Raw genomic sequence first — 23,286 nt, forward strand, 5'->3', positions numbered from 1 at the left:
TTTTTTATACTTCTATATTTTTTAAAGCCTTACTATGAAGTCTAAAGATATGTTGGATTGAGTAATTCATCTCCACTGCTATCTTTTCCCAAGATTCAAAACAAAGATATCTTTTTTCTAATACTACTTGAAGTTCTTTGTCTTCAATCTTTTTTATTGTTCTTACAATTTCTTTCTTTAAATCCACTAGTCTATCTATATCCCTATTAATCTCTTCTTGAAGATCTATAATCTTAACAATAGTATCTTCAAGCCTTGATGTGCCTCTGTTGGGATTCTTTGGCATATCTGATAAGGTTGATGTAGCTTTTGTAGCTAATGCATTTAAGTTTTCTACCTGTTCTAATTTTGAGTTTATCCTCTTATCTAAATAAAAGGCTTGCTTTAAATATTCTTTTGCATTCATTTCTTACCTCCTGTAATTTTTGAGGTAAGTTATCTATATAACTTCTACTCTTGTATTTATCTTAGCAAATTTAGATAGTGACATTCTATGACATTAACTCTCCAGATTTGCTTTTACTGCATCAATAAGTGCAGCTTGTGTTTTATTCTTATTTTCTAATGCTTTCATCACATCTTCGTCTATTGTATCTTTTGCTAATATATGATGAATCACAACTGTTTCTTTCTGACCCTGCCTATAAAGTCTGGCATTTGTCTGTTCATATAGTTCCAGTGACCAAGTAAGAGAAAACCAAATCAGTGTCGAACCTCCGGCTTGAAGATTAAGACCATGACCAGCAGATGCTGGATGGATAATGGCTACTGGGATATTACCTTGATTCCATTCTTTAAAGTCCTTACTTGTTTTAAGTTCTCTCACATCAAACTTATCTTTTATTCTTTTCAAATCTGACTTGTACCAATAGGCTATTAAAACAGGTTTTCCATTTGCTCCTTCAATTAAATCCTCTAGGGCATCCAGTTTTCTATCATGGATATGAATCATATTTTTATCTTCATCATAAACAGAACCCGATGCCATTTGAAGTAGCTTGTTAGAAAGGGCTGCAGCATTTACTGCATCGATGTCCTTATCCTTAATACTCACAACTAAGTCTTTTTTTAGAGTTTCATAAATATCTCTTTCTTGACTTGATAGATTTACAAATACCTCATTATTTATTTTCTCTGGCATTTTTAGGTAATCTTCAGCTTTCATAGAAACTGTTATATCTGATATCTTTTCATAGATTGCATCTTCAGCAAAAGGCAGTGGTTTGTAAGAATAAATGATTGGTCCATTTCTCTTATCTGGTTTGAAGTAGATTTCTCTGTATTGCCCAATGAATCTTCCAAGTCTTTCTCCCATATCAAGTAGTCTAAACTCAGCCCATAAATCCATCAGTCCGTTAGATGATGGCGTTCCAGTAAGTCCAACTATTCTTTTTACCTTTGGTCTTACTTTCATCAATGCTTTAAACCTCTTTGACCTATGAGATTTAAAGGATGATAATTCATCAATTACAATCATGTCGTAGTCAAATGGAAAACCACTTTTATTAATTAACCAATCTACATTTTCTCTATTAATTAAATAAATATCTGATTTTTCATTTAGTGCTTTGAGTCTTTCTTTTTCACTTCCAAATACCACTGAATATTTAAGAATATCTAAATGGCTCCATTTTTCTATTTCATCCTTCCAAGTATCTCTAGCGACTCTTAGTGGGGCTATGATCAAGACTTTAGAGATTTCAAAAGAATCAAAAAGTAAGTCTTTTATAGCTGATAAGCTTATAATTGTCTTGCCGAGACCCATGGATAAAAAAATAGCTGATATTGGGTTTTGTATTATAAAATCAGTAGCATATTTTTGATATTCATGTGCTTTAAATTCCATCAAATACGCTACTTTCCCAAAATCGTTTTAATTTTTGATGTAATTTTATATGAACTGAATTTGAAGGTAAGACCATTAAATTGTATTTAGCATTATTTCTTTTATTCCCATCTACATGATGAACAACTTCTCCTTCTTTTAAAGGCTGACCTAATATTTCTTCAGCTATTATTCTATGCTCGTGTATTCCATGTAGTTTTTTATAAGATTTTCCTTTTCCTGTTCCTAATCTACTCTTTCTTAATTTTTCTCTTACATCTTTTGTCATTCTAGTAGGATTAAGTTTTTTGTTTATTTCACTCAAATTTTTGCTTATATTAGTGTAATCTTTTAGTAATTTGTATCCTTCTGGATTTTTAGTTTTATTACTGAAATCTGCCAGACATTCACGAGAACAAAAATTATGTCTTGTTATACGACATTTTTCTTTTGTTATTTCTTTTCCACACCAATCACACTTTAAACTAACTAGCATTATAACCTCCAATCCTCTTTATTATTTCATCAATATTTTCTTTTGAATCAAGAACATAAACCTTAAAACCTAAATTTTTAAATTGCCTAATTCTTTTTTTCTGGATTGGTCTTGATTCTCCTCCAGGTCTTTTTGTTTCAACAAATCCAATCTTTCCTTTAGGGAGAAGTATTATTCTATCTGGTATTCCCGTCATTGAAGGAGATGTAAATTTAAGACATAGTCCACTATTCTCTTTTACTCTTTTTACAAGGGCAGATTCAATCTCTTTCTCTCGCAATTTTCATACTCCTTCCATGCTTTTTCAAAAGCCATCATACAATCATAACAAGCACCATGGCTTTCTAAATAATTTTTAATCAGTCTTTTCCAGCCCTTAAATTTCCCTGTTTTATTTTTAGGAAAGTCCCTATCTTCATTAATGTCTCTTGCTAAATCTCCTCTTGGAGACTTTTCATTTAAATGATTTTTCATCATGTAATTATAGAAATTCATAAATCCTCCATTTTCTAAAGTGTTGTATAGTGTAGCTTTATATAAACCTTTTACACGAGAGAATAAAAATAATATATAAAAGAAAGTAGGCTATAACTATTCACACCATACAAAACGCTTATATTAAGCCATTTCAGTGTTGAGTTAAGTGTAAATAGTCATGTCTTTTTGTAGTTTAGTGTATGCATTTTTCATTAATTAAGAAAAACTTTTTTCTATACAATTATCTTTATTTAGCCTATAAATGGTACACTAAAATACATTTATAAAAAGTCGTCTTCCGACTCCATTAAATCATTGATGGTTATACCGCTCCATTCAATTCCCCTATTTGTCCTTTTCTTTTCATAACCTTCTGCTATAAGGGCTCGTGAAAAATCTCTATTATTTCTAATATATTCTCCATTTGAACCAGCCCACTCACGATAAACTTGATATAATCTTGCACTCATTTCTTTATAATTTGTTCCTTTTATGCATTTATCTGAAATGAAATGGTTTATCCAGTCATTCTCTTCTTTATATGAGCTTTTAGCATCATCTACAACATTACACTTTGGATATTTAAACCCTGCATCTATATACTCTTTTGCCCCTTCAATCATCCACTGTAGAATTGCTCCTCCTGCTTTTTCTAAAAGCTTATCTATATAATCTGTCTTAGGATTTTTGATGGCTACAGAAAATGGAGCAACCACAATTCTTCTCCAGGTTCCTCGATCATTAGAGCCTACCTTTGGTAGATGGTTTGTATAGAGAATAGTAGAATGCGTTGGTGTAAATGAGAATGGCGCATAGTATTTTCTTTCTGCTGAAATATCATCAACACTTGCTATCTGTTTTAACATTGAACTTGACAGTCTTTGACCTTCTTCTGTTTCAGAAGCTAAAATAAATCTCTTACCACATAACTCAGCAAGATCAACCTTCACATTCTTTGCTCTTGTTGTTAAAGACTCAGCTGGGATTTTACCTGCATAGTCTCCAAGAACATGAGCCTCTGAATTAAAGACAGTAGACTTCCCATTTCCTCCGTCTCCATAAGCTATAAGGAGTGCTTCTTCATAAACATGACCTATTAATGTCGACCCCGCATGGAACTTTAAGAAATTAATAAACTCATCATCTCCACCAGTTACATCCATTAAAGTAGCTATCCACATATCCATATTATCCTTGCTTGGAGATATTGCAGTAATCTTCGTGCAATAGTAAGATGGGTCATGCACTTTTATTTCACTTGTTTTTAAATCAATAACTCCAACAGGTGTATTTAAAATAAAAGCATCTGCATCAAGTTTTTCATTTTTAACTTCTAACAAAGACTTAGCTAGTTTTAATATTCCAGATACTTTTCCATGATCGTTCATTTTTTTAGCAAAATTGAGATATGCTTTTGCACTATTTACTTTTAACTTTGCTTGTGCTTTTTCTTCCTTATTTCCCATCATTTCAGCATCAGCTAATTCTTGATAGCCCTCTTTAAATTCAATGCTTGCATTTTCTAAAACTTTTTTAGCAGTCTCCATGTAAAGACTCATTACTTTTAGTTCAGAATCTTCCCATTTCTTGCCCGTCCAATAAAGCCAGCCTTGAGATATAGTGTAGATAGCTTTATCTTTGTTATGCTTAGTAAAGATTTCAGCCATTGCTATATCTGTAAGTTTCTCTGGCTTATATTCCTCATATCTTTCATTGTATTCTTCAGGTGGAACATAATCTTCACTTGCAGCTACCTTTTTGTAGAACTTACAAGCTGACCTCCAGATTTGTTCTAGCTCCTCATCTGGAAGTGGCGGTGAGCAAAGGCTGGCTTTTTTATCAAAAAGTTTTCTTGCCTCATCTGTATTTCCATATCGAATTAAAACTCGTCCTGCAAAATGGTTCATAGTTGAATTTCTAGAGCCTTGCTGAATCAAGTCTTGAGAATTGTCAAAGTCCTCAAAGTTATCTTTTAAAATATCAGTTACATATTTTCTCCCCTTAACTATTTCAACATCAGGATTCTTAACTCCAAAGAAAAATCTCGCTCCATCTAAGGCATTGCCATCAAAGAAAGTATAAGTTTCTGACAATCTTTCTTTTATCCCTACATATTCGACTAAATTTGTGATCTTCGGGATTGGAAAATATATGTGCATTCTTGGTCTTGCGGGCTTCCCATGTTTTTCTTTATTGTGATTTCTACTGTAAACTAAGGCAAATTTCACTCCATCAAAAATCCTTTTTAGGTCATTAGCTGAGATCCATTCATCTGAATTTTCTGTATGGTCATTGTCTATATCCATGGGAACACATTCTGACTCTATAAAATTATCGTTGGATCGATAGGAATTTTTATACTTAGCCATTACATGGTCAAATCTTGAAGCTTTCTCAAAAGATCTAACATCTACTGCATTAACCTCATTTGGATAAACACAGTTTGACTCCACTCCTATTAAGTTCGAGGTATATATTTTCAATTAGGCTACCTCCTTTATATAACGAATCTTCATTTTTCTCTTCTCAGCAATCTTTATTTCTTCAGCCATTCCAGCGCTTATATGGTCACCAAAGACCCAGACTTCTTTACATTTTCCAAGAAGTACATAATTAAAATGCATGGCAAGCCTTCTCTCACTCTCATCACTCATAAATTGAGGAAAAAGTAGGTGTGGTGCTATAGGTATGTTTCCTTTATTTAAAGCGTATCGAGAGTACTTCTGTGCCTTGATGATATTATTTTCTACATCTCCAGAAAATGGACTGCAGATATATACCAAGGGATAGTACCTCTTCTCTGCATTTTTAATTGCTTGATAAGGAGTGGGGTCCTTGCACCCACTCCTGTTATATAATTCTTTATTCATTAGGCTGCCTCCTTAATTTCAATTAAAGGAACATAGCCTTCGGATTTTAAAAGATTGTAAATAAACAGTCTGCCTTTTTGTGTCCAGTAAGTGTGAATTTTTGTACCAACCTCTCCATTTCCTTTATTGAATGGATAAGTTTTTGTACAAGTATATCCTTCTTCAGCATAATCTTGATATAAAAGCCAGATCTTGCCTTGCTTAAACTGAACCCCCAACTCATGAAGTTTCTTATTCATTTTTCTGGCAGACCAACCATAGTCTTTGGCAATTACTGTTATTGCTACAGCCTCTTTACAGGATAAGACAATATCGTAATAGGACGCCTTTGGTTTCATCTCTAAATTCTGCTGCTTTAGGATTAGCTTTTCTTGTCTTTCTCTTTTTAATTCTTCAAGTACTAAGATGAATAAATCTGGGTTGTCTAAAAGTTCATCTGTAGCATACATCCCATATCTTCTAATACTTGGTAAAACTTCGCTTGTAACCCATCTTTTAAATTTTTTCGCTTGAGGTAATTTGCTAGATAGAATTAGGCTATATAGACCAGATTCATTTATAACAGCTGTCTTAGTTTGACCTTTAGGCACATTCCCATTTTGGGAATCTGCTAAGTCTAACATTATAAATTGTTTATCCTCTGTCTCAACATGATTTATAACTGCCTTACTTGAGTTAATATAACCGAGATTTTCAGCTATGTCTTTACCTACAAACCATGGTTCTCCATTAATTACCATTGTTCTTATATCTTTAAATTCGCTATTTCTAAAAATTTCTATGTTCATAAAGACCTCCTTAGTCTTTCTTATAAAATTCACTTTCAAATCCATCTGCATCGAGAATTAGTCCAGGTGCCCAGCTAGGAACTACGGACATGATTTTATTTATTTCTTCAATGCTAGATGAATCACTTTCTATTACAACTTCGTCATGGATATGCATGACAATATTAAATCCATTTTTCTCAAGCCTCATCATAGCCTCAGCTAAAATATCTCTGGCTATTGCTTGAACTATGTTTTCTACAAATTTACCGCCGTAAGATTCTATCTTGTCCCATTTATTTCCTACTACTATTCCTTCATAGACAATTGATTCTCCACCAAATCGATTAATCCCAATTTTTGCCTTTGGATAAGCAAGTCTTCTCTTTGAAGGAAGTTGTATAAAAAGAATGCCTTTCTCATAGCTAATAACTAGGCTCTTATATTCTTCTTTACTTCTAGTTTTTACAACTCTTTTTACGACTGCATCTATGTCCCACCAAAGACTTACTATATTTGGATTAGCCTCTCGCCAGGAATCGACTATTGATTGAAGTTCATCTTCAGATAAACCCATTTCAATACCACCCATTGCTTTAAGAGCACCTAAGGCCCCTTGATAACCACAAGCTAAAGTCGCTATCTTTCCTTTTTGTCTAAGATGACCATTTACTCCATGCTTTTCAACTGGCACTCCAAACATCCTCGATGCTGTTCTGCAATAGATATCTTCTCCATTTTCAAAGGCATCTAGAACCCATTGTTCTCCTGCAAGCCATGCAAGGACACGAGCCTCTATTGCTGAAAAGTCTGAAATAATAAATCTGGTGCCTTCTTTTGGTATAAAGGCTGTTCTTATTAATTGGGATAAAATATCAGAGGGTGATTCATATAAAATTTCCATAGTTTCGTAATCTCTATTTTTTACAAGACTCCTAGCAAGGTCTAAGTCTTTGAGATTATTTCTTCTTAAATTTTGAACTTGAATAAGCCTTCCTGAATATCTTCCAGTTCTATTTGCTCCATAAAATTGGATCAGACCTCTTGCTCGATTGTCTTTTCCTTTTACATTTTTCATAGCATCATATTTTCTAACTGAAGACTTAGATAATTCTTGTCTAAGTTCCAAGACTTCTTTAATATCGCCTTCAGCATTTATAAGAGCAGACTCTACATCTTTTTTAGCTAAGGAATCTATCTCTAAGCCTTTCTTATTAAGCCATTCTTTTAACTGCATGGGAGAATTTGGATTTTCAAGACCAGTTAGTTCTATGGCTCTGTCCATATTTTCTTCTCGTAATATTTCATCAAATTTAATAGCTGAATCAACTAAAACTTCATCAATTAAAATCCCTCTGTCATTGATGTTTTGATCTATCCAGTAGTTTTCCCATTCTAATTGAGGTAATGGAAAGGCTGATAATTTTTTCTTTATAGCCATTTCTGTTTCAACATCTCGCTTGTTATATTCCTTAAAGGTAGACCACTTATCTAAATCATGATGTGGTAGATTCCTTGTCCTCATTCCATTGGTCTTAGTTGGTTTGCAAGGAATGGAAAAATATCTAATAAGGGATTTTCCTTCTACCATTTTTTGTTTATCTAATTTCAAAACCTCTCCCACTTTTTCTAATGACAAAGGGAGACCAAGATAGGCTGACCAAATCATAGTGCAGTACCAACCTTTAGGCTCTAAACGCTCTCCAAGATATCTAGACAAGCACACCCTTTCAAAGTTGGCATTAAAGGCCCACTTTTCTATACTTTCATCATCAAGTGCTGATAATATTTCTCCAGGAATCATCTCCCCACTTGCCAAATCTATGACCTTAACTTCTTCATCATCAATAGAGTAGGCAAAGAGGAGGATTTCAAAATCCTCACTCTCGACATATTTGTATACACCACTTTTGCCTAAATCAACTGAAGAATAGGTTTCAAGATCAATTGATATTTTCTTCATTTATATTTAATTTCGTCCAATGATTGGATGCATTTATCAACAGTTCTTTGCGTTTCATCCAATTGTTTCTCTATATCTCTATAAATTTCCCTAATCCTCTTTTGTGTTTCATTAATTTGAGCCTGAACATAGCCTAACTTATACCAGTAGTAGGACCATAATCCCATCAAAATAGCTAAAATTATTTCTTTCATATAAAATCCTCCTATGCTAAGAAATCTTCGTCATCATCATCCATTGCATCGAAGTCATCTGCTGCATTAGACCTGTTTCCTAGAGGTTGACCATCTCTTAGCTTTTGAATATTTCCTAGCCCAACCGCTACGCCCTTATTGCCATTTACATTGTAGGCATAGAAGTTAAGAGATACTCTTGCATAAACTCCTGAGTAGACTTCACTTCTATCAAGAATAGGTTCTACGTTTCTATCTACAATTTGAGGTGCTGTCATAGAGTTGGCATTTAAGAAGTATGCATCTGCATAAGTCTCATCATCTTTTTCTGTATCACCATCTCTTAATGGAAGTTTGATAGCTTTCTTATTTGGTTTCTTTCCATTAAATTTAGAAAGTCCTTCTTCAATTGCAGCCTCTACTGCTTTTTCAATTTTCTCGATGGTCTTTTGGTCGCTCTTTGGGATAATAACAGATACTGAGTATCTTTCTTTACCACCATTGATTGACTTTGGCTCCCAAACATTCGCATAGCTTAATCTAACTTCACCTGTAATTACTTTTGTTTTATTGATATTTGACATATTATTTACCTCCAAATTCTTCTTTAACATTGTCAATTTTTACTTCTTCTCTCTTGTCTCTAATGCTTACTAAAGTTAACTTCCCTTTTGGTTTTTCTAATAATTCTGTAATATTTTCATCAAAGACTTTCTTACCTAGTAGCTTAGTCATTGCTGTAATGCCAAGTAACTTTTCTTCAAAGGGATTGAATCCAAGTTCTTTTACTTTCTTAACTACTTCATCTTCATCTCGGTATTTTCTATTAGATCTGCCCTCAACCAGTTTTAGATCCTTCCATCTATGGCCCCTCATTGCTTTTTCTAAAGCATAGGTCTTGATATCTTTGACCCATTGTTCCAGTTCGTCTAATCTTGGTAGAATCTCTTCAATTTCATCATCAGATAATTCTGGTGGTATGGTAAATTCTTCTTGTGCTAGTTTTAGGTTCTCTTCTGCTCTTTTCCTACATTTGCTCTTTGCTTTGCAGAAAATGCACCATTCTCCACAAGAGAATTCTCCCTCGCCTTTATATGCTTTCTCAGCAATCTCTCGTACGGTTTCTCCCCACTTATAAAGTTCTATCTTTTTAATTTCATAAGTTGATATATTGCATCTTCTTGGTTGATAGATATGAAGAACTACTTTCTCGATATCATAAATTCCATCGAAGAGATTCAGAGCACCAAGTCCATATAGCATTAGCTGAGTGTTTTCTTTTGCATCTACAAAAATATATCCGGTCTTTAAATCTACTATGTGGAGGTCATTATCACCTACAACTACACAGTCAGCAGTTCCAAATGACTCTTTAACATAGCCTGATAGGTCAAGTCTTTCTTCCACAAAGACGGCTGGGTTTTCGTACCTAATTATTACTTCAGTTACATATGAGGCATATCCCTCAGTTAACTCATTCATTTCTTCATCATAAAAGTCCAAATCATCAGTAGGATCTTTGATATCTAAGCCTAATAACTTCTTTAGTTTATATTCTGCTAAGACATGAGCTGAGGTACCTTCAAGTGCATACGGACTAACCTCATCTTCACATTGTTGAGAAAGCCTAACGCTTGGTGGACAATGAATCCATCTATTAGAAGATGATGCTGATAGTATTGCGTGGTCGCCCATTAGAGTTCCTCTACGTCTGCTACCAAGTCTTTATACTTACTTGGATCAATCTCAGATAACTTTTTAGCTCCATACTTTTCTAGGAGTTCTCTTATCTTAGCTGTATGACCTAATCTTGATTTATTAGCTAGTATCTTTCTAACATCTTCAATCTCATAAATCTTTTCGTTCTGATTTACTTTTTCTTCCTTTTTAGGAACTTCTTCATCACTTTCCATTGATGCAAGGAGTACACCTATACTAGATACAAGATTCTCTGCATCTTCTTTGATTTCCATTAGTAGCTTTATTCTTGACATCTTTTTTATCCTCCATTTCTTTTAATAACTGTCTTGCTAATTTCCTCGCTACAATTGATATGGCATATAAGCTTGTCGCCATTTCTTCTTTCTTTTCCATGAAGATTTCCTCCTTCCTTAGGTGATAGAGGAGAGAACTAAATATAAGATTTAGTTCTTAATCCCTTCACTAGCCCTAAGACAAAATCGACTATCTTGTTAGGTTATTTTTTAGAATTTCTTTATTTTTTTTAATACTCGTATTAATTTTCCACACAGAAACCCCTAAAATTTCAGCTAATTGCCTTTGAGTTAAATCTGTGTGAAAAACTAATTTCATAAGTTTTCTATCAAAATCTGGAAGTTTTTCAATTTCCTCTGCCAATGCTTCCAACATCAGATGTTTAACAGCCATATTTTCAATTTCCGATTCATAAAAATGATTAATATTTTTTCTTTTATCTTCCTTTTTCATTTTTTCTACTTCATGTAGAGGAATAATACTCACTCCATCTTCAGCCATTTCCTTAAACATTCTTTGGCGTCTTTTCTGATATTTACGTTCTTCTCGAATTGCCTCTAAATAAGCTTCTTTACTAACTTCTTCTTTGTATACATAATAAGTTCCATCTTTTCTTCTGACTTTTATTAAGTCTTTTACATCCAAACCAAAATCTTCTGCTGCCTCTTTTGTCATAAGTGTTTCTAACCATCGTTTTTCCATTAAAAAAACCTCTCTTTGCCATCTCGTTTGAGATGCAAAAGAGGCGTTCAATTTGCTAGTCTTAGTTTTGTCCACGACAAATAACGGTAGCTGCATTGAAAGAGAAACTAATCTTTATCACTAGTTTCTATTCTTTTTGCATCTCCGTATTCGTGGCCACTCATACTTTTGAGATTTAATATTTTCGTACCTTGCTGGTACACTTATATTTTTACACACTTCGGGCTTTGATAAATATATGTAAAATTACTCATCACTTTAAAAAAAATAAATTGAAAAAATAAGAAAATTATGTGCTATAATATATTTAATGAGTGATTATTTCTAAATAATCAATTATTAAGGAGGAGTTAAAGATGACCGAGGATTTATCTAGAGAATTTTTGACATATTTTACATTTGAAAATGACAAATGTATCTGCGAAATTGAAAAAGTAGCTGATAATAAAACAAATCGTCTTGTCGAAAACTTAGTTGTAAAAAAAGTAAAAGAAAAAGATATTCCTGTGGCTTACTTTTATGGGGAAGGCTTAAAACTTTCTGATATAAAAGATAAATCTAAGAATAATATTCTTGGTGAATTTTTAGGCATAAAAAAAGACGATTTATACACTTATAAATCGTTCTTTGAAAAATATGGATTTTTATTTACGCTAGATGACGATGATTTTTATAGCATAGATATCGATAAGGTTAACGACTTGAAAAATAATTTACTAGCCTTTGTTTTCCTTATGAATAATCAATTTGATAATTATCTGTTTTATAAAGTGAATAGTGTTCAGGAATTGCTTGATGCTACCTTATATCTAATCTTTAAAGATGAGTCCGAATTTATAATAGGTGACAAAGAAGTATTTACTATTAAAAAAAGCAAAGTTAAAACAGTGATAGATGGCGCCAATTCACATAATGAAAGTTCACATAATATAAAACAAAAAATAGTAAATGGACAAAAGATAGAGTATTTTGAGATTAAAGATTTATTGTCTAAAAACGGAATCAACGAAATAGATGTCGAAACATATAATGATATAAAACTAGGAAATTTCCCACAATGGTTTAAAAATTTATGTAGAGTCTATAAAAATAAAAGACAATTATTAGATGATCCAAAGTATAATATTGTGGTTGATTTTTTATTTCATTTTTCAACAGAATATCTCACATTTTCTCAAAGTGATATATCATTAGAGGGGACATTTGAAGATAACTTATATGAAGACATCACAAAGGATAGAAAACTGTTAAAAGCCTTAATGGAAGTATCTAAAATTCTTTTAGAAGATGAATTTGAAACAAATCTTTCCAGCGTAACACCGAAATTTAACATCAATGACATGAAACCCGATTGGAAATTGCCATCTTTGTATACTGCTCTTTATTTTTCTTTATTTTATATGAATAGTAAAGAAAATGAATTGAGAAAATGTAAAAATGACAACTGTAAAGAGTTTTTCCAAGTTTCCAGAACGAACTCCAGAAAGATATATTGTTCTCTTGTGTGTTGTAATGCAGTTGCACAGAGAAATTATCAGAAAAAACAACTTCAAAAAAAGAAGTAAGTTTATGCCGCTGCATTTACTTACTTCTTCTTATTTTCATCAATACTATTTTTAATCGCATTTGATAATTTAAAAATCTCTTTTCCACTAGGTCGAATGCTATTTTTTATTAACCACTTTATATCTATTAATATTCCTTGAACTCTTTGATATTTTTCTTTTCCGTCTTTCCAGTCAGAAACAGCCTCTCCTATCGAATAATAATTTTCAACTTTTTCCTCAAAGTTATATACATCCTCACAAGAATCATACGGCATTAAAAAAGCGTTATATACTTCCATACCGGCTTTTCTCTCTTCTTCAAATTTCTCATCAAAACTTACATACTCTCCATATGAGATTTGCTTATTAATAGAACTGGAATTTGGTAGGTCGGACGGGAATCTTGTTACACCATACTTGTAATATTTAGCATCCAAGATAAATACATCCCCAGATTCCTTCATAATGGTGTCCGGCTCCAGAGCTGCATTTTCATTATTTTTCCCAATTTTTAGGAGCCACTTTGTCCTTGGAAAATAATAATTTTTTTCTACATTTCCAAACGTAGCTTGAATCAACCTTTCCCAAATGTATTCGAAATTATTTGTTCCAAAGTAAAATTGCTCGGGATCATCTATTGTGTTTTCAAAATTTAATATATCCAACATTGCTTGGAACAGTCTTTTATCTTTGTCAACATTGGTTCTTAATATTTTGTCACTAAGATATCTATTATACACCTGTGTGTTTTCAACAGGCTTAGGCTTTTTAGGTGATTGAAGTTTATATATCCAGCCTAATCTTATATAACTCTTATATACACAAAATTTATTTATTTCTGTTATCAAATCTTTGTCTGTTTCATTGTGCTGTTTCACTCTGTATTGTGGATACACTATTCCGTTTTCCGTCGGAATGGCATTCTTTGTTTCTAAAAGAACTGTTCTAGGCCAGTGAATTTGACCTGAAGTACCTCTTGTAAATTGTTCTTCTGTTATCTGATAGTAACCATTGTTCAAATACTCCATGATTACAGTCATATATGCTTGAACAGGAAATCTTACTGTTTTTAATACTTGCTCCGGTGCTATCTGAGAAATTCTAGAACGTTCATCATTATATTCTTGTAATACAGAAACTAGTTCTAAAATTTCATCTCTTACGACATCTTCATTATCTGATATTTTATAGCCTATCGGAAAATGAATAGATAAATTATGCTCACCATCAATATTTTCTGATTTAATTCCAACAAAAGTATCTCCTTCTCTGTTCGTTGCATTCCTACAATACTTAGTCAAAGGAATATCCGGATTAACATCTTGAAATCCACTCATAAAACTATTCTTCCGATTTTTCTTCAGAATCCGAATCAGTCAAATTTATCTGATTAATATTAACTTTGTTTCTCAGTTGTTCCTTAACTTCTGAAGTAAAAATATTAAACCTCTCAAACCCACTAAAATCTGCAAAATCATCTATTACTTTTTCAAGACTTCTGTAACTAGGTTCAAACAACTTATTTCTTGCAAACTTAAAAGCATCATCCCATAAATATTTGATAACTTTTTCAGCAAATTTTGATTCATCTTTTGATTCCAAAATGTCTCTGGTAATAAAATATGCACCTAATCTTTTATCTTCAGATGACATTGTTGATGCGTTATTTGCAAGAATAAAGTCGTTGATTGTGTTATTGAAAATCTCCCACGTTACACCTGTATCTAAAATTTCAACTTTTGCATGCTCCGCTTTTGAAACATCGTTCTTTATTAATCTCATAACCCATCTTCTTTGAAAAGCAGTGTCAAGAGTAAATACATTCTGGTCAGCTGTATTCATAGTTGCCAATATTGATAGATTTGAAGGGATCGATACAGTATGTTCCGGGTCTCCATATACAATTTCAGCTACATTATGGTTTTTTATGGAATAAGAACTTTCCCCGGATTTATTTCTATCCAATAGTTGAAATACATCTCCAAATATCGCGGGAGCATTACCTCTATTGATTTCTTCTATAATTAGATAGAACATATCGCTAGGGTTCTTGTATGATTTTTCTACGATCCTTGTGAACGGACCAGGGGTGAATTCATAAGTTATTGTCTTGTCTTCCTTAATCGTAGGTAAAATTTGTCCAATAAAATCTGTATTCATGTAGTCAGGATGAAAAACTATTCTCTCTATCTTAGATTCATCGTTACAATATTCTTGTTCTATTGTATAACTTTTTCCAGAACCCGGAACTCCATATAATAGGATGTTTTCCCCACCTGAAAGCCTTTCTGTTTTTTCTAAGATTGTACCATTTTGGCATTTATTACCTATTAGAAATTCTCTTAAATCAGTAAAATCTGTCGTAGACAATTTCAAAAAAGTTTCAACTCTTTTTTGGTAAGTGACGAATCTATCCTTAAGTTCAGGATTGACTGACACAGCACCACTATTATATTCCAAATAAGGATTCATCTTTTCATTTAGAGCAGACTTTAAGACTCTCAAGGGCCCCTTAGATTCACTATCTCCATTGATGTCTATTTTTTCATTGCCGTCCAATAATTTATTATAAATACTATTTTGATTAAAAATTATACTTTTACCATTATCATTCAGCTTGTATATAGAACCTTCTGTAAAAACTTGTAAGGCAATTAGTAATGTGGTTTCATAATTTTGTTCGAAAGTCGCTGAATAACCTAACCAGTCAATTAACACTTTAATAAATTCATCAAAGTTATTAGAAATAACACTATGTATTAAATCTAAATTTGAAGAAAAATAAATTTCTTTCGGGTATCTATTTAATCCTGTTCTCTCAGCGCTGGATGGTTTTGCTTTATCAACAAAACTAAATTTGCCGAGTCTCCAAATAAGCTCAAAAGCAACAATTAGAGATTCCATTTGGGAAGTATAAAGTTTATTTGAATTTATTAAGTATTCAAACTTGTCATCTATAATTTTAAAATCACTAACATTTTCATAAATAAAATTAATAAGATTACTTTTTAGCTGAGCTGGGATTACTATTGACTTGTTTTGCTGTTCTGAATATTTCAACATGTCTGGTCTGTCATTGGATTCCCACAGCAAAATTAACAAAGCAATTGTAGATTTAACTTCTGGTAGTGAAGATTTTATACCTAATTTAAGATCTAAAGATTCATAAATTTCTAGGTTGTCTGGTCTAATCATTTTTCCTCTCCTCAATATCTTTAATTATAACTCTCGCAATATTTCGTGCTAAAAGTGGTGGAACAGCGTTTCCTACTTGTCTCATTTGAGACGACTTAGTACCAATAAATATAAATGTATCTGGAAACGATTGAATTCTTGCAGCTTCACGTACCGTTATTGATCTGTTTAAATAAGGATGTGTAAACTGACCCGAAGAAGGCGTATCAAATCTAGTAGTAATAGTAACTGATGGTTCATCTATCTTCATTCTAGACCAGGTTCCACTATATATGGATTTTGTTAGGTGCTCAGCTGGAAGAGAATCCTTGCCACCATTTGGCGGTATCATAGAAAGTCTTTCCAATACTAATTTTGAATGTTTAGTCGCTTTATGATTATATAAAATCTTGCTATCTTTCCTAAGTCTTTTTTGGTATCTAGTTTGAGGAGGTATTTCATACTCCATTTTTTCTTCTCCCTCTCCAGAATTCAAAAAATTCAAGTCACTAATTGCATCCCAAATACTTACTTTTTCTCTTGAACCTGTCGGTAACTTTGGAGGAATTCCTTTATATTTACCTAAAATTATTGCTCTTCGCCTATTTTGCGGAACTCCAAAATCATAAGCATTCAAAACACCATATTCAAGGAAATACCCTATTTTTGAAAATAACTCATTTATCTCTTCTATAAAAAGACCATTTTCAGACGTCAATATATTAGGCACATTTTCCATTACAAAGTATTTTGGTTTAACAATTGAAACTACTTTTACAAAATATTGAAATAAATAATTTCTCTCATCATTTATCGTTTTTCTTTTTCCTTTTTGTGAAAATCCCTGACATGGAGGACCCCCAATTATTACATCAACAACATTTTTGTAAGGAATAAAATTTTGATAGATATCAAGTTTAGTAATATCCCCTATTATCATTTTTGTTGAAGGATGATTTTTAATGTATGACTCTGCAATCGACTTATCTATTTCATTTGCCAATACTATTTCAAATCCTGCATCCATAAATCCTAAAGATAGACCCCCCGCACCAGCAAATAAATCTATAACTTTTGGAATCATGCTTGTTTATCCTCATTAATTCTAGATTTTGCAATTTTAAAATAACATTCATCTATCTCGATTCCAATAAAATTCCTATCTAACTTTTTTGCAGCAACTCCAGTAGTTCCACTTCCCATGAAGGGATCTAGAATAGTTTCACCAGGATTAGATAAAAGATCAATAAAATGACTCATTAAAATTTCAGGTTTTTGAGTCGGATGTTTGCCATATCTACGTTCTCCATTAGATGTTACAGACGTTTCAATAAAATCATGATACATAGCACCATCATTATTGAAAGTTCCTGTCCTTTTTTTATATACAAAATATAACCAAGCCTCAGTAGAATTAACAAACTGTATGTTCATGTTTCTAGGCATTGGGTTTGTCTTATGCCATATTCCCGTTGTCTTATAATAAAATCCATGCGTTTCAGCAATTTTTATAAGCGTTTCTACTTTCAATATTGACATGAAAATAATCATTGAACCACCTGTTTTAATGACATTAGAAGATTTATCGAAAAATCTATTCATAGATTCTTCCCATTCTTTAAAATCCATATCATCCCAACCAGCGTCTCCAAAGAAATTTTTTCTCATTTTACCTAAATTTGTATCTCTATTTTTCATAAAGTTTCCAAGATTATACGGCGGATCAGTCAATATTAAATCAATACTGCCATTTTCTAATCGACTCATAACCTCAATACAGTCATCATTATATATGTTAATACTTATCATTCTTTCTTACCTCAACATCAGATTTCATTCCGAGCTTTTCCCGCTTTTTACCCACTCGTCTAATTCTGTCTTTTTAAATTTCCATAACCTACCAACCTTATGAACAGGCATTGTAGATTTTCTTTTTATCCAACTTCTTAGTGTAACTGGTTTAATATCCAGAAATTCAGCAGCCTCTTTTAAACCTATATATCTTTCTTCTTTAAATTCATTCATAAGCTACTCCTAATTATTTATTGGCACATTTTTATATATTATACCTCATTTCACCATTTTTTTCAATATAAAATGATATTAATTTATATTTATTAATATTTATTGTCATCTATTAGAGAAACTTTTTTACACACACCTAACAAACACCCTCTTTTTGTCTTAGGGCTAGTAGGAGGGATTAACATGATAGAGAAACTAAGACAAGAGGGATACAGCTATAAGGAAATAGCTGACACACTTAAAATATCTATAAATACGGTTAAAAGTTACTGCAGACGTAATGGACTTACAGGGGTTGGTGTAAAGAAGAAACATATCTGTTTAAACTGCGGATGTGAGATTGATGAAAGGAAAAAGTTCTGCTCATCAAAGTGTAGACAAGATTGGTGGAACAATAACTTAGACAAGGTAAATCGTAAGGCATATTACTCTTTTACTTGCTCTTACTGCCATAAACCTTTTAATGCTTATGGAAATAAAAATAGGAAGTACTGCTCTCATGAGTGCTACATCAAGGATAGGTTTGGCCATGAATAATGAGTTTAAGTTTTATATTTCCTACCTCATCTTCAAAAAATTAAGGGATGAAAATGTCATCACTCAAAGAGAATTTAAGGATCTGACTCAAAAACTTTCTAAGAAATATAATGCGGATATTCTTAGCTTTATGCTTGATATCGCTTGACTTTGAGGCTCTATATATTGATATATAGTACTGATAAGGAGGAAGTTTGATGAAAAGGATACAAAAGATTGAAGCGAAACTTCCCACTCTTAAAAAACGAAAAAGAGTGGCGGCTTATGCAAGAGTTTCTGTAGCGAAAGGAAGAACCTTAAATTCTCTATCACAGCAGGTAAGCTATTACAACGAACTTATAACGGCCAACAAGGATTGGGAATTTGCAGGTGTCTATTCGGATTTAGGAACAAGCGGAGCAACTGCAAATAGAGAGCAATTTCAAGAGATGTTAAAGGCCTGTGAAGATGGAAAAATTGACCTTATCCTTACAAAATCCATATCTAGGTTTGCAAGAAATACTGTAGATCTTCTTGAGATAGTAAGGCACTTAAAGTTAATAGGAGTTGAGGTGCATTTCGAGAAAGAAAATATAAAGACCTTCTCGGGTGACGGAGAGCTTATGCTTTCCATTCTTGCATCCTTTGCACAGGAAGAGGCAAGATCCATCTCCAACAATGTTAAATGGGGAATCAGAAAAAACTTTGAAAAAGGTAAGGGTAACTCCTTTGTACTCTATGGCTACAGATGGGATGGAGAGAAGTTTAATTTGGTAGAAGAAGAGGCTGAGGTTATAAGATACTGCTTTCAAAACTTCTTGGACGGTAAATCAGCTGAAACGACTGCTAGAGAATTACAAGAAAAGAATATAAAAGGTCTTACGGGAAATCCCTTCAGTCCCTCAAGCATAAGAGCAATCTTAAGACAGGAAAAGTACACAGGCAACTCCAAACTGCAAAAGACTTATACCGACTTTATAACTAAAAGAGAAATTAAAAATCAAGGTGAACTGCCTATGTACTGGACGGAAAACACGCATCCTAAAATAATAGAGCTTGATGTTTTTAATAAGGTACAAGAAGAAATGGCAAGAAGAAGAGAACTTGGAGCACTCGCCAATAGAGCAATTAATACAACTTGTCTTACAAGTAAAATCCACTGTTCTTGTGGTAGGAACTACCAAAGAAATCAGAGAAATCAAGCCGGAAGAAAGTATGCCGTTTGGATGTGTGCCGGGCAAAAAGAAGCAAGAAGAAATGGCTGCATCAATCCTTCAATCCCGGAGTACATTTTAAAAAATAAATGTGCGGAGGTTCTCGGCATTCATGAATTTGATGAAGAGGTATTTACAGAAAGAATTTCCGATATCAATGTATTAAAACCGGGACTTTTGGAATTTATCTTTAAAGACGGTCACAAAGAAAAAGTGGAGTGGAAATCCACTGCCAAAAAAGATAGGTGGACAGATGAAGTAAGACTTAACTATTCAAAGAAAAGGTCAGATCCTAATCTAAATCGAAAGATAAGCCGTTATAACGAATTTACAAGTTTTGTAAAATGCGAGAAATGTGGCAAAAGCTACAGAAGACAAAAGCTGTACCATGTAAATGGAGACATAGTCATCTGCTACTACTGCTCGAGCAAGAAAAGCATCTGTGAAAACTCTCCTGTAAATTTGAGTGTTTTAGAAGAACTTACAGCTAAGGAACTTGGACTTAAAGCCTTTGATAAAGACATAATGATAGAGAAATTAAGTCATATAAGTATCAATGATTATACTTTGACTTTTCACTACAAAGACGGCAAAAAGGCGACTTATAAATATGAAAATCCAATAAGTCCAAAGCCTAAACACTCGGAAGAAACAAAAAAGAAAATGAGCAAAATTCAAAAAGAACTATGGAGGCAAAGACATGAAAAAGAAAGTAACTCAGATACCGGCAACTAAGACAAAATATTCATCCAAATCGACTGTTCAGGTTACTAAAAGAAGAGTTGCGGGATATGCCAGAGTATCTACCGATTCAGATGAGCAATTTACTTCCTACGAGGCACAGGTGGATTACTACACCAACTATATTAAGCAAAGAGCCGACTGGGAGTTTGTAAGTATCTATACAGATGAAGGAATCTCAGGAACAAATACGAAATATAGGGAAGGCTTTAACCATATGGTTGAAGATGCACTGAATAAAAAAATAGACCTCATCATCACCAAGTCGGTGTCAAGATTTGCAAGAAACACGGTGGATAGTTTAACAACCGTAAGAAATTTAAAAGACGCAGGTGTTGAGGTCTATTTTGAGAAAGAAAACATCTGGACTTTCGATTCCAAAGGGGAATTATTAATTACTATTATGTCCTCACTCGCACAGGAAGAGTCAAGATCTATTTCAGAAAATGTAACCTGGGGACAGAGGAAGAGATTTGCTGACGGCAAAGTTACCGTTCCATTTGCCAACTTCCTAGGCTACGATAAAGGACCGGACGGAAACTTGGTAGTCAATAAAGAAGAGGCAAAATTGGTAAAGAGGATATACCATCTTTTCATAGAAGGTTACAGCCCTTACAGGATAGCAAAGATATTAACCGAAGAAGGCATTCCTACCATTCAAGGGAAGAAAAAGTGGAGCACGAGTAGTATTAGGTCGATACTCACAAATGAAAAATATAAAGGTGATGCCCTTCTTCAAAAGTCTTTCACAGTAAATTTTCTGACCAAAGAGAAAAAAATAAATGAAGGGGAGATACCTCAATACTATGTAGAAAAGAACCATGAGGCAATTATAAAGCCTAAAATTTGGGATTTTGTACAGGATATGCTTGAAAACAGACCTAAGTACAATCACCATATCTTTTCTTCCAAAATTCTATGTGGCTCTTGTGGTACATACTATGGACCAAAGACCTGGCATTCTAATACTAAATATAGACGCACCATCTGGAGATGCAACAAGAAATATACGAAAAAAGAAGAACCTTGTAAAACTCCTCATCTATATGAAGAAAATATTAAAAAAGCTTTTATAGACTCTGTAAATGAGCTAATAGCAAATAAAGAGCATATTTTAGAAGATTTAAAAATGGTAGAAGATATTTTTGATACCTCCCAACTTCAAGTTTCTCTTGAGTTATCCATCGATAAAATGAATGCCTGTAAAGCAAAGATTGAGAAACTAATAGAAGACAATTCCAAGACCAGTCAAGACCAAATAGAATATGCTAAAAAATATGAAAAGTTGGTAAATGCTTTTAATGATGAAAAAGAAAACTACGAAAGATTGGCAAAAGAAATTAGTGAAAAAGAATCAAGAAAACTGAAATACGACTTCTTCATAGAAAAGCTGAATCTCTTAGAACCTCTTGAAGAATTTGACCCCTTGCTTTGGAACTTGATGCTTGAAAAAATGGTGGTGCATGAAGATGGAAGTTTTGAATTTAAATATGCAAATGGAATATAACACTTAGAGCCTTGTTGGAATCGTCAATCCAGCAAGGCTCTTTCATTTAATCAATATGCACACCCTTATTATTTATCCGTTAAAAGGTTTAGGAATTTTTATATCAAGGTGGTGTGCAAAAAACTGAATTCAGAAAAAATGGCAATAAAAAAAGACCCGATTTTCAGGTCAAATGATTGAGCTACTTAACAGAAAGGCTTGAAACAGCCGTATTTTCAACTGTTAAAATGTATCCTATCGTTGGACTACATTTCTAGTTTCTTACTGTCTTTGATACAATTAAACTTTTCCTTTTAACTCTGAAACTATGGCTCTGTACTCTGAAACTTTTTATATTGGGGCATAGAAAAAACACCTACTAAATACAAGTAAGTGCCTACCTATGATTATTGATATTTATTATTTAGATACTGTTCATTTGCCTTTAGCAACTTCTTATAGTAATTATCATAAGACTTGCTAAATTTTCTAATAAGTGGAATTGCTATTTCATAATATTGATTTTCCTTCATAAAGTTTTTAAGCTTTTCCTGGATCTGTTTCATCAAGCTATTTTGATACTCTTCACTAATTTTATAGCTTTCATACGAAGAAATTGCATCTTCATTATCTTTCATCCACTTTTCTGGATTATTGACAGCATCGAGTTTAGCTTGATTTATATCCTTTAAGGTTTCCATATCAAAGTGTGAGCTAAGCTTCTCAATATATTTTTTCTCTTCTTCACTTAATTCAAACGAAGGGAGCCTATCAAGATAATCTATATATTTGTAAAAAGAATTCTTACCATCATTTTCTAATGGCTCATTCAAAAATGGTTGATAAGCAGCAAATAACATTTGTCCAAAATACCCTGGAAAAGCAATTTCTAGTTTTTCATAGATAGTTTCTTCCGCCTCAAGTAATGAAATTTTATCATTAATAAGTTGATTACTTTCACCTTTAACAACCATTTCTAGTATTGCTTTTCTTTTCTCATCAACCTCCAATTGATGCTCCTTTTTTCTTAAAACAGAAGACAGTGTATCCCCACCTGATGATATACACTGATTAATCTCTGAAATGCTCATTCCCAACTTTCTAAATATAGATACCTTTTTCAAAATTTCTAAATCCTTGGTACTATAGTCTCTATAACCATTCTCAGATTTCTGAGGATGGATAAGTCCTTTATCCTCGTAATATTCTATTGCCTTCCTAGTTAGACCCGTTTCTTTTTGAATTTCACTTCTTAGCATGGTTATCTACCTCCTTTGATTAAAGGATAACACGGTCCCCAACGGACAGGTCAAGC

At 32.9% G+C, this 23,286-nt stretch carries 26 protein-coding genes; 5 read left to right on the forward strand and 21 right to left on the reverse strand.

The window, feature by feature from the left end:
- Window positions 1-4: 4 nt before the first annotated feature.
- The 15 genes from HV819_RS06520 to HV819_RS06590 form a co-directional block, all read right to left on the reverse strand.
- Entirely contained in the window at window positions 5-406 is a 402-nt protein-coding gene (locus HV819_RS06520; protein WP_176269781.1) for a DUF1492 domain-containing protein, read from the reverse strand.
- 93 nt (window positions 407-499) lie between these two features.
- Entirely contained in the window at window positions 500-1,846 is a 1,347-nt protein-coding gene (locus tag HV819_RS06525; RefSeq protein ID WP_176269782.1) for a DEAD/DEAH box helicase, read from the reverse strand.
- On the reverse strand, window positions 1,836-2,321 hold the full coding sequence (locus tag HV819_RS06530) for an HNH endonuclease (protein ID WP_176269783.1): 486 nt from the start codon (window positions 2,319-2,321) through the stop codon (window positions 1,836-1,838). The genes HV819_RS06525 and HV819_RS06530 overlap by 11 nt, the downstream gene beginning before the upstream one ends.
- Window positions 2,311-2,601, reverse strand: coding sequence for a VRR-NUC domain-containing protein (locus tag HV819_RS06535; protein ID WP_176269784.1), 291 nt, complete (start codon window positions 2,599-2,601; stop codon window positions 2,311-2,313). Before HV819_RS06535 ends, HV819_RS06530 begins: the two co-directional genes overlap by 11 nt.
- On the reverse strand, window positions 2,568-2,816 hold the full coding sequence (locus HV819_RS06540) for a sterile alpha motif-like domain-containing protein (RefSeq protein WP_176269785.1): 249 nt from the start codon (window positions 2,814-2,816) through the stop codon (window positions 2,568-2,570). The genes HV819_RS06535 and HV819_RS06540 overlap by 34 nt, the downstream gene beginning before the upstream one ends.
- A 263-nt stretch (window positions 2,817-3,079) precedes the next feature.
- Window positions 3,080-5,281 carry a phage/plasmid primase, P4 family gene (locus tag HV819_RS06545; protein ID WP_176269786.1) on the reverse strand — a complete coding sequence of 734 codons (2,202 nt, stop codon included), beginning with the start codon at window positions 5,279-5,281 and terminating at the stop codon, window positions 3,080-3,082.
- Window positions 5,282-5,668: a DUF7768 domain-containing protein gene (locus tag HV819_RS06550; protein WP_176269787.1), complete on the reverse strand. Its 387-nt coding sequence runs from the start codon at window positions 5,666-5,668 to the stop codon at window positions 5,282-5,284. It lies immediately after the preceding gene.
- A complete protein-coding gene (locus HV819_RS06555; protein WP_176269788.1) occupies window positions 5,668-6,456 on the reverse strand; it encodes a phage antirepressor in 789 nt (262 codons plus the stop codon). The genes HV819_RS06550 and HV819_RS06555 overlap by 1 nt, the downstream gene beginning before the upstream one ends.
- A 10-nt stretch (window positions 6,457-6,466) precedes the next feature.
- The gene (locus tag HV819_RS06560) at window positions 6,467-8,398 is read right to left on the reverse strand and encodes a DNA polymerase (RefSeq protein WP_176269789.1); all 1,932 of its coding nucleotides are present in this window, start codon (window positions 8,396-8,398) and stop codon (window positions 6,467-6,469) included.
- Window positions 8,395-8,592, reverse strand: coding sequence for a hypothetical protein (locus tag HV819_RS06565; RefSeq protein WP_176269790.1), 198 nt, complete (start codon window positions 8,590-8,592; stop codon window positions 8,395-8,397). The genes HV819_RS06560 and HV819_RS06565 overlap by 4 nt, the downstream gene beginning before the upstream one ends.
- 11 nt (window positions 8,593-8,603) lie before the next feature.
- Window positions 8,604-9,155 carry a DUF2815 family protein gene (locus tag HV819_RS06570; RefSeq protein ID WP_176269791.1) on the reverse strand — a complete coding sequence of 184 codons (552 nt, stop codon included), beginning with the start codon at window positions 9,153-9,155 and terminating at the stop codon, window positions 8,604-8,606.
- Window position 9,156: 1 nt separating this feature from the next.
- On the reverse strand, window positions 9,157-10,266 hold the full coding sequence (locus HV819_RS06575; protein ID WP_176269792.1) for a DUF2800 domain-containing protein: 1,110 nt from the start codon (window positions 10,264-10,266) through the stop codon (window positions 9,157-9,159).
- Entirely contained in the window at window positions 10,266-10,565 is a 300-nt protein-coding gene (locus tag HV819_RS06580) for a hypothetical protein (protein WP_176269793.1), read from the reverse strand. The genes HV819_RS06575 and HV819_RS06580 overlap by 1 nt, the downstream gene beginning before the upstream one ends.
- The gene (locus HV819_RS06585) at window positions 10,507-10,665 is read right to left on the reverse strand and encodes a hypothetical protein (protein ID WP_176269794.1); all 159 of its coding nucleotides are present in this window, start codon (window positions 10,663-10,665) and stop codon (window positions 10,507-10,509) included. Before HV819_RS06585 ends, HV819_RS06580 begins: the two co-directional genes overlap by 59 nt.
- 90 nt (window positions 10,666-10,755) lie before the next feature.
- A complete protein-coding gene (locus HV819_RS06590) occupies window positions 10,756-11,268 on the reverse strand; it encodes a sigma-70 family RNA polymerase sigma factor (protein WP_176269795.1) in 513 nt (170 codons plus the stop codon).
- 356 nt (window positions 11,269-11,624) lie between these two features.
- On the opposite strand from HV819_RS06590, the gene HV819_RS06595 reads away from it, so the two are divergent.
- Window positions 11,625-12,833 (forward strand): hypothetical protein, encoded by a 1,209-nt coding sequence (locus HV819_RS06595; RefSeq protein WP_176269796.1) that lies wholly within the window; start codon window positions 11,625-11,627, stop codon window positions 12,831-12,833.
- Window positions 12,834-12,853: 20 nt separating this feature from the next.
- On the opposite strand, the gene HV819_RS06600 is transcribed toward HV819_RS06595, so the two are convergent.
- Genes HV819_RS06600 through HV819_RS06620 form a run of 5 tightly spaced genes read right to left on the reverse strand, consistent with a single transcriptional unit; the run spans window position 12,854 to window position 18,014 of the window.
- Window positions 12,854-14,152 carry an LlaJI family restriction endonuclease gene (locus HV819_RS06600; RefSeq protein ID WP_176269797.1) on the reverse strand — a complete coding sequence of 433 codons (1,299 nt, stop codon included), beginning with the start codon at window positions 14,150-14,152 and terminating at the stop codon, window positions 12,854-12,856.
- A gap of 4 nt (window positions 14,153-14,156) precedes the next feature.
- Window positions 14,157-16,010 carry an McrB family protein gene (locus HV819_RS06605; protein ID WP_176269798.1) on the reverse strand — a complete coding sequence of 618 codons (1,854 nt, stop codon included), beginning with the start codon at window positions 16,008-16,010 and terminating at the stop codon, window positions 14,157-14,159.
- Entirely contained in the window at window positions 16,003-17,073 is a 1,071-nt protein-coding gene (locus tag HV819_RS06610; RefSeq protein ID WP_176269799.1) for a DNA cytosine methyltransferase, read from the reverse strand. Before HV819_RS06610 ends, HV819_RS06605 begins: the two co-directional genes overlap by 8 nt.
- Window positions 17,070-17,798, reverse strand: a complete 729-nt coding sequence (locus tag HV819_RS06615) for a DNA-methyltransferase (RefSeq protein WP_176269800.1) — start codon at window positions 17,796-17,798, stop codon at window positions 17,070-17,072. The genes HV819_RS06610 and HV819_RS06615 overlap by 4 nt, the downstream gene beginning before the upstream one ends.
- A gap of 24 nt (window positions 17,799-17,822) precedes the next feature.
- Complete coding sequence (locus HV819_RS06620) at window positions 17,823-18,014, reverse strand: helix-turn-helix domain-containing protein (RefSeq protein ID WP_176269801.1); 192 nt, start codon at window positions 18,012-18,014, stop codon at window positions 17,823-17,825.
- A gap of 183 nt (window positions 18,015-18,197) precedes the next feature.
- Between HV819_RS06620 and HV819_RS06625 the strand changes: the two genes are divergently transcribed.
- From HV819_RS06625 to HV819_RS06635, 4 genes are read left to right on the forward strand one after another with little or no spacing between them, the layout of a single operon-like run.
- Window positions 18,198-18,551 carry an RNA polymerase sigma factor gene (locus HV819_RS06625; protein WP_176269802.1) on the forward strand — a complete coding sequence of 118 codons (354 nt, stop codon included), beginning with the start codon at window positions 18,198-18,200 and terminating at the stop codon, window positions 18,549-18,551.
- Window positions 18,544-18,699, forward strand: coding sequence for an SHOCT domain-containing protein (locus tag HV819_RS11895; RefSeq protein ID WP_407926329.1), 156 nt, complete (start codon window positions 18,544-18,546; stop codon window positions 18,697-18,699). The genes HV819_RS06625 and HV819_RS11895 overlap by 8 nt, the downstream gene beginning before the upstream one ends.
- Before the next feature lie 49 nt (window positions 18,700-18,748).
- Window positions 18,749-20,479: a recombinase family protein gene (locus HV819_RS06630; protein WP_176269803.1), complete on the forward strand. Its 1,731-nt coding sequence runs from the start codon at window positions 18,749-18,751 to the stop codon at window positions 20,477-20,479.
- Window positions 20,445-21,992, forward strand: coding sequence for a recombinase family protein (locus HV819_RS06635; RefSeq protein WP_176269804.1), 1,548 nt, complete (start codon window positions 20,445-20,447; stop codon window positions 21,990-21,992). Before HV819_RS06630 ends, HV819_RS06635 begins: the two co-directional genes overlap by 35 nt.
- A 386-nt stretch (window positions 21,993-22,378) precedes the next feature.
- Here HV819_RS06635 and HV819_RS06640 read toward each other — a convergent pair whose 3' ends face one another.
- Window positions 22,379-23,230 (reverse strand): MerR family transcriptional regulator, encoded by an 852-nt coding sequence (locus HV819_RS06640; RefSeq protein ID WP_176269805.1) that lies wholly within the window; start codon window positions 23,228-23,230, stop codon window positions 22,379-22,381.
- Between the last annotated feature and the right edge of the window lie 56 nt (window positions 23,231-23,286).

It is taken from the genome of Anaerococcus faecalis (assembly GCF_013371425.1).
Lineage (GTDB): Bacteria > Bacillota > Clostridia > Tissierellales > Peptoniphilaceae > Anaerococcus > Anaerococcus porci.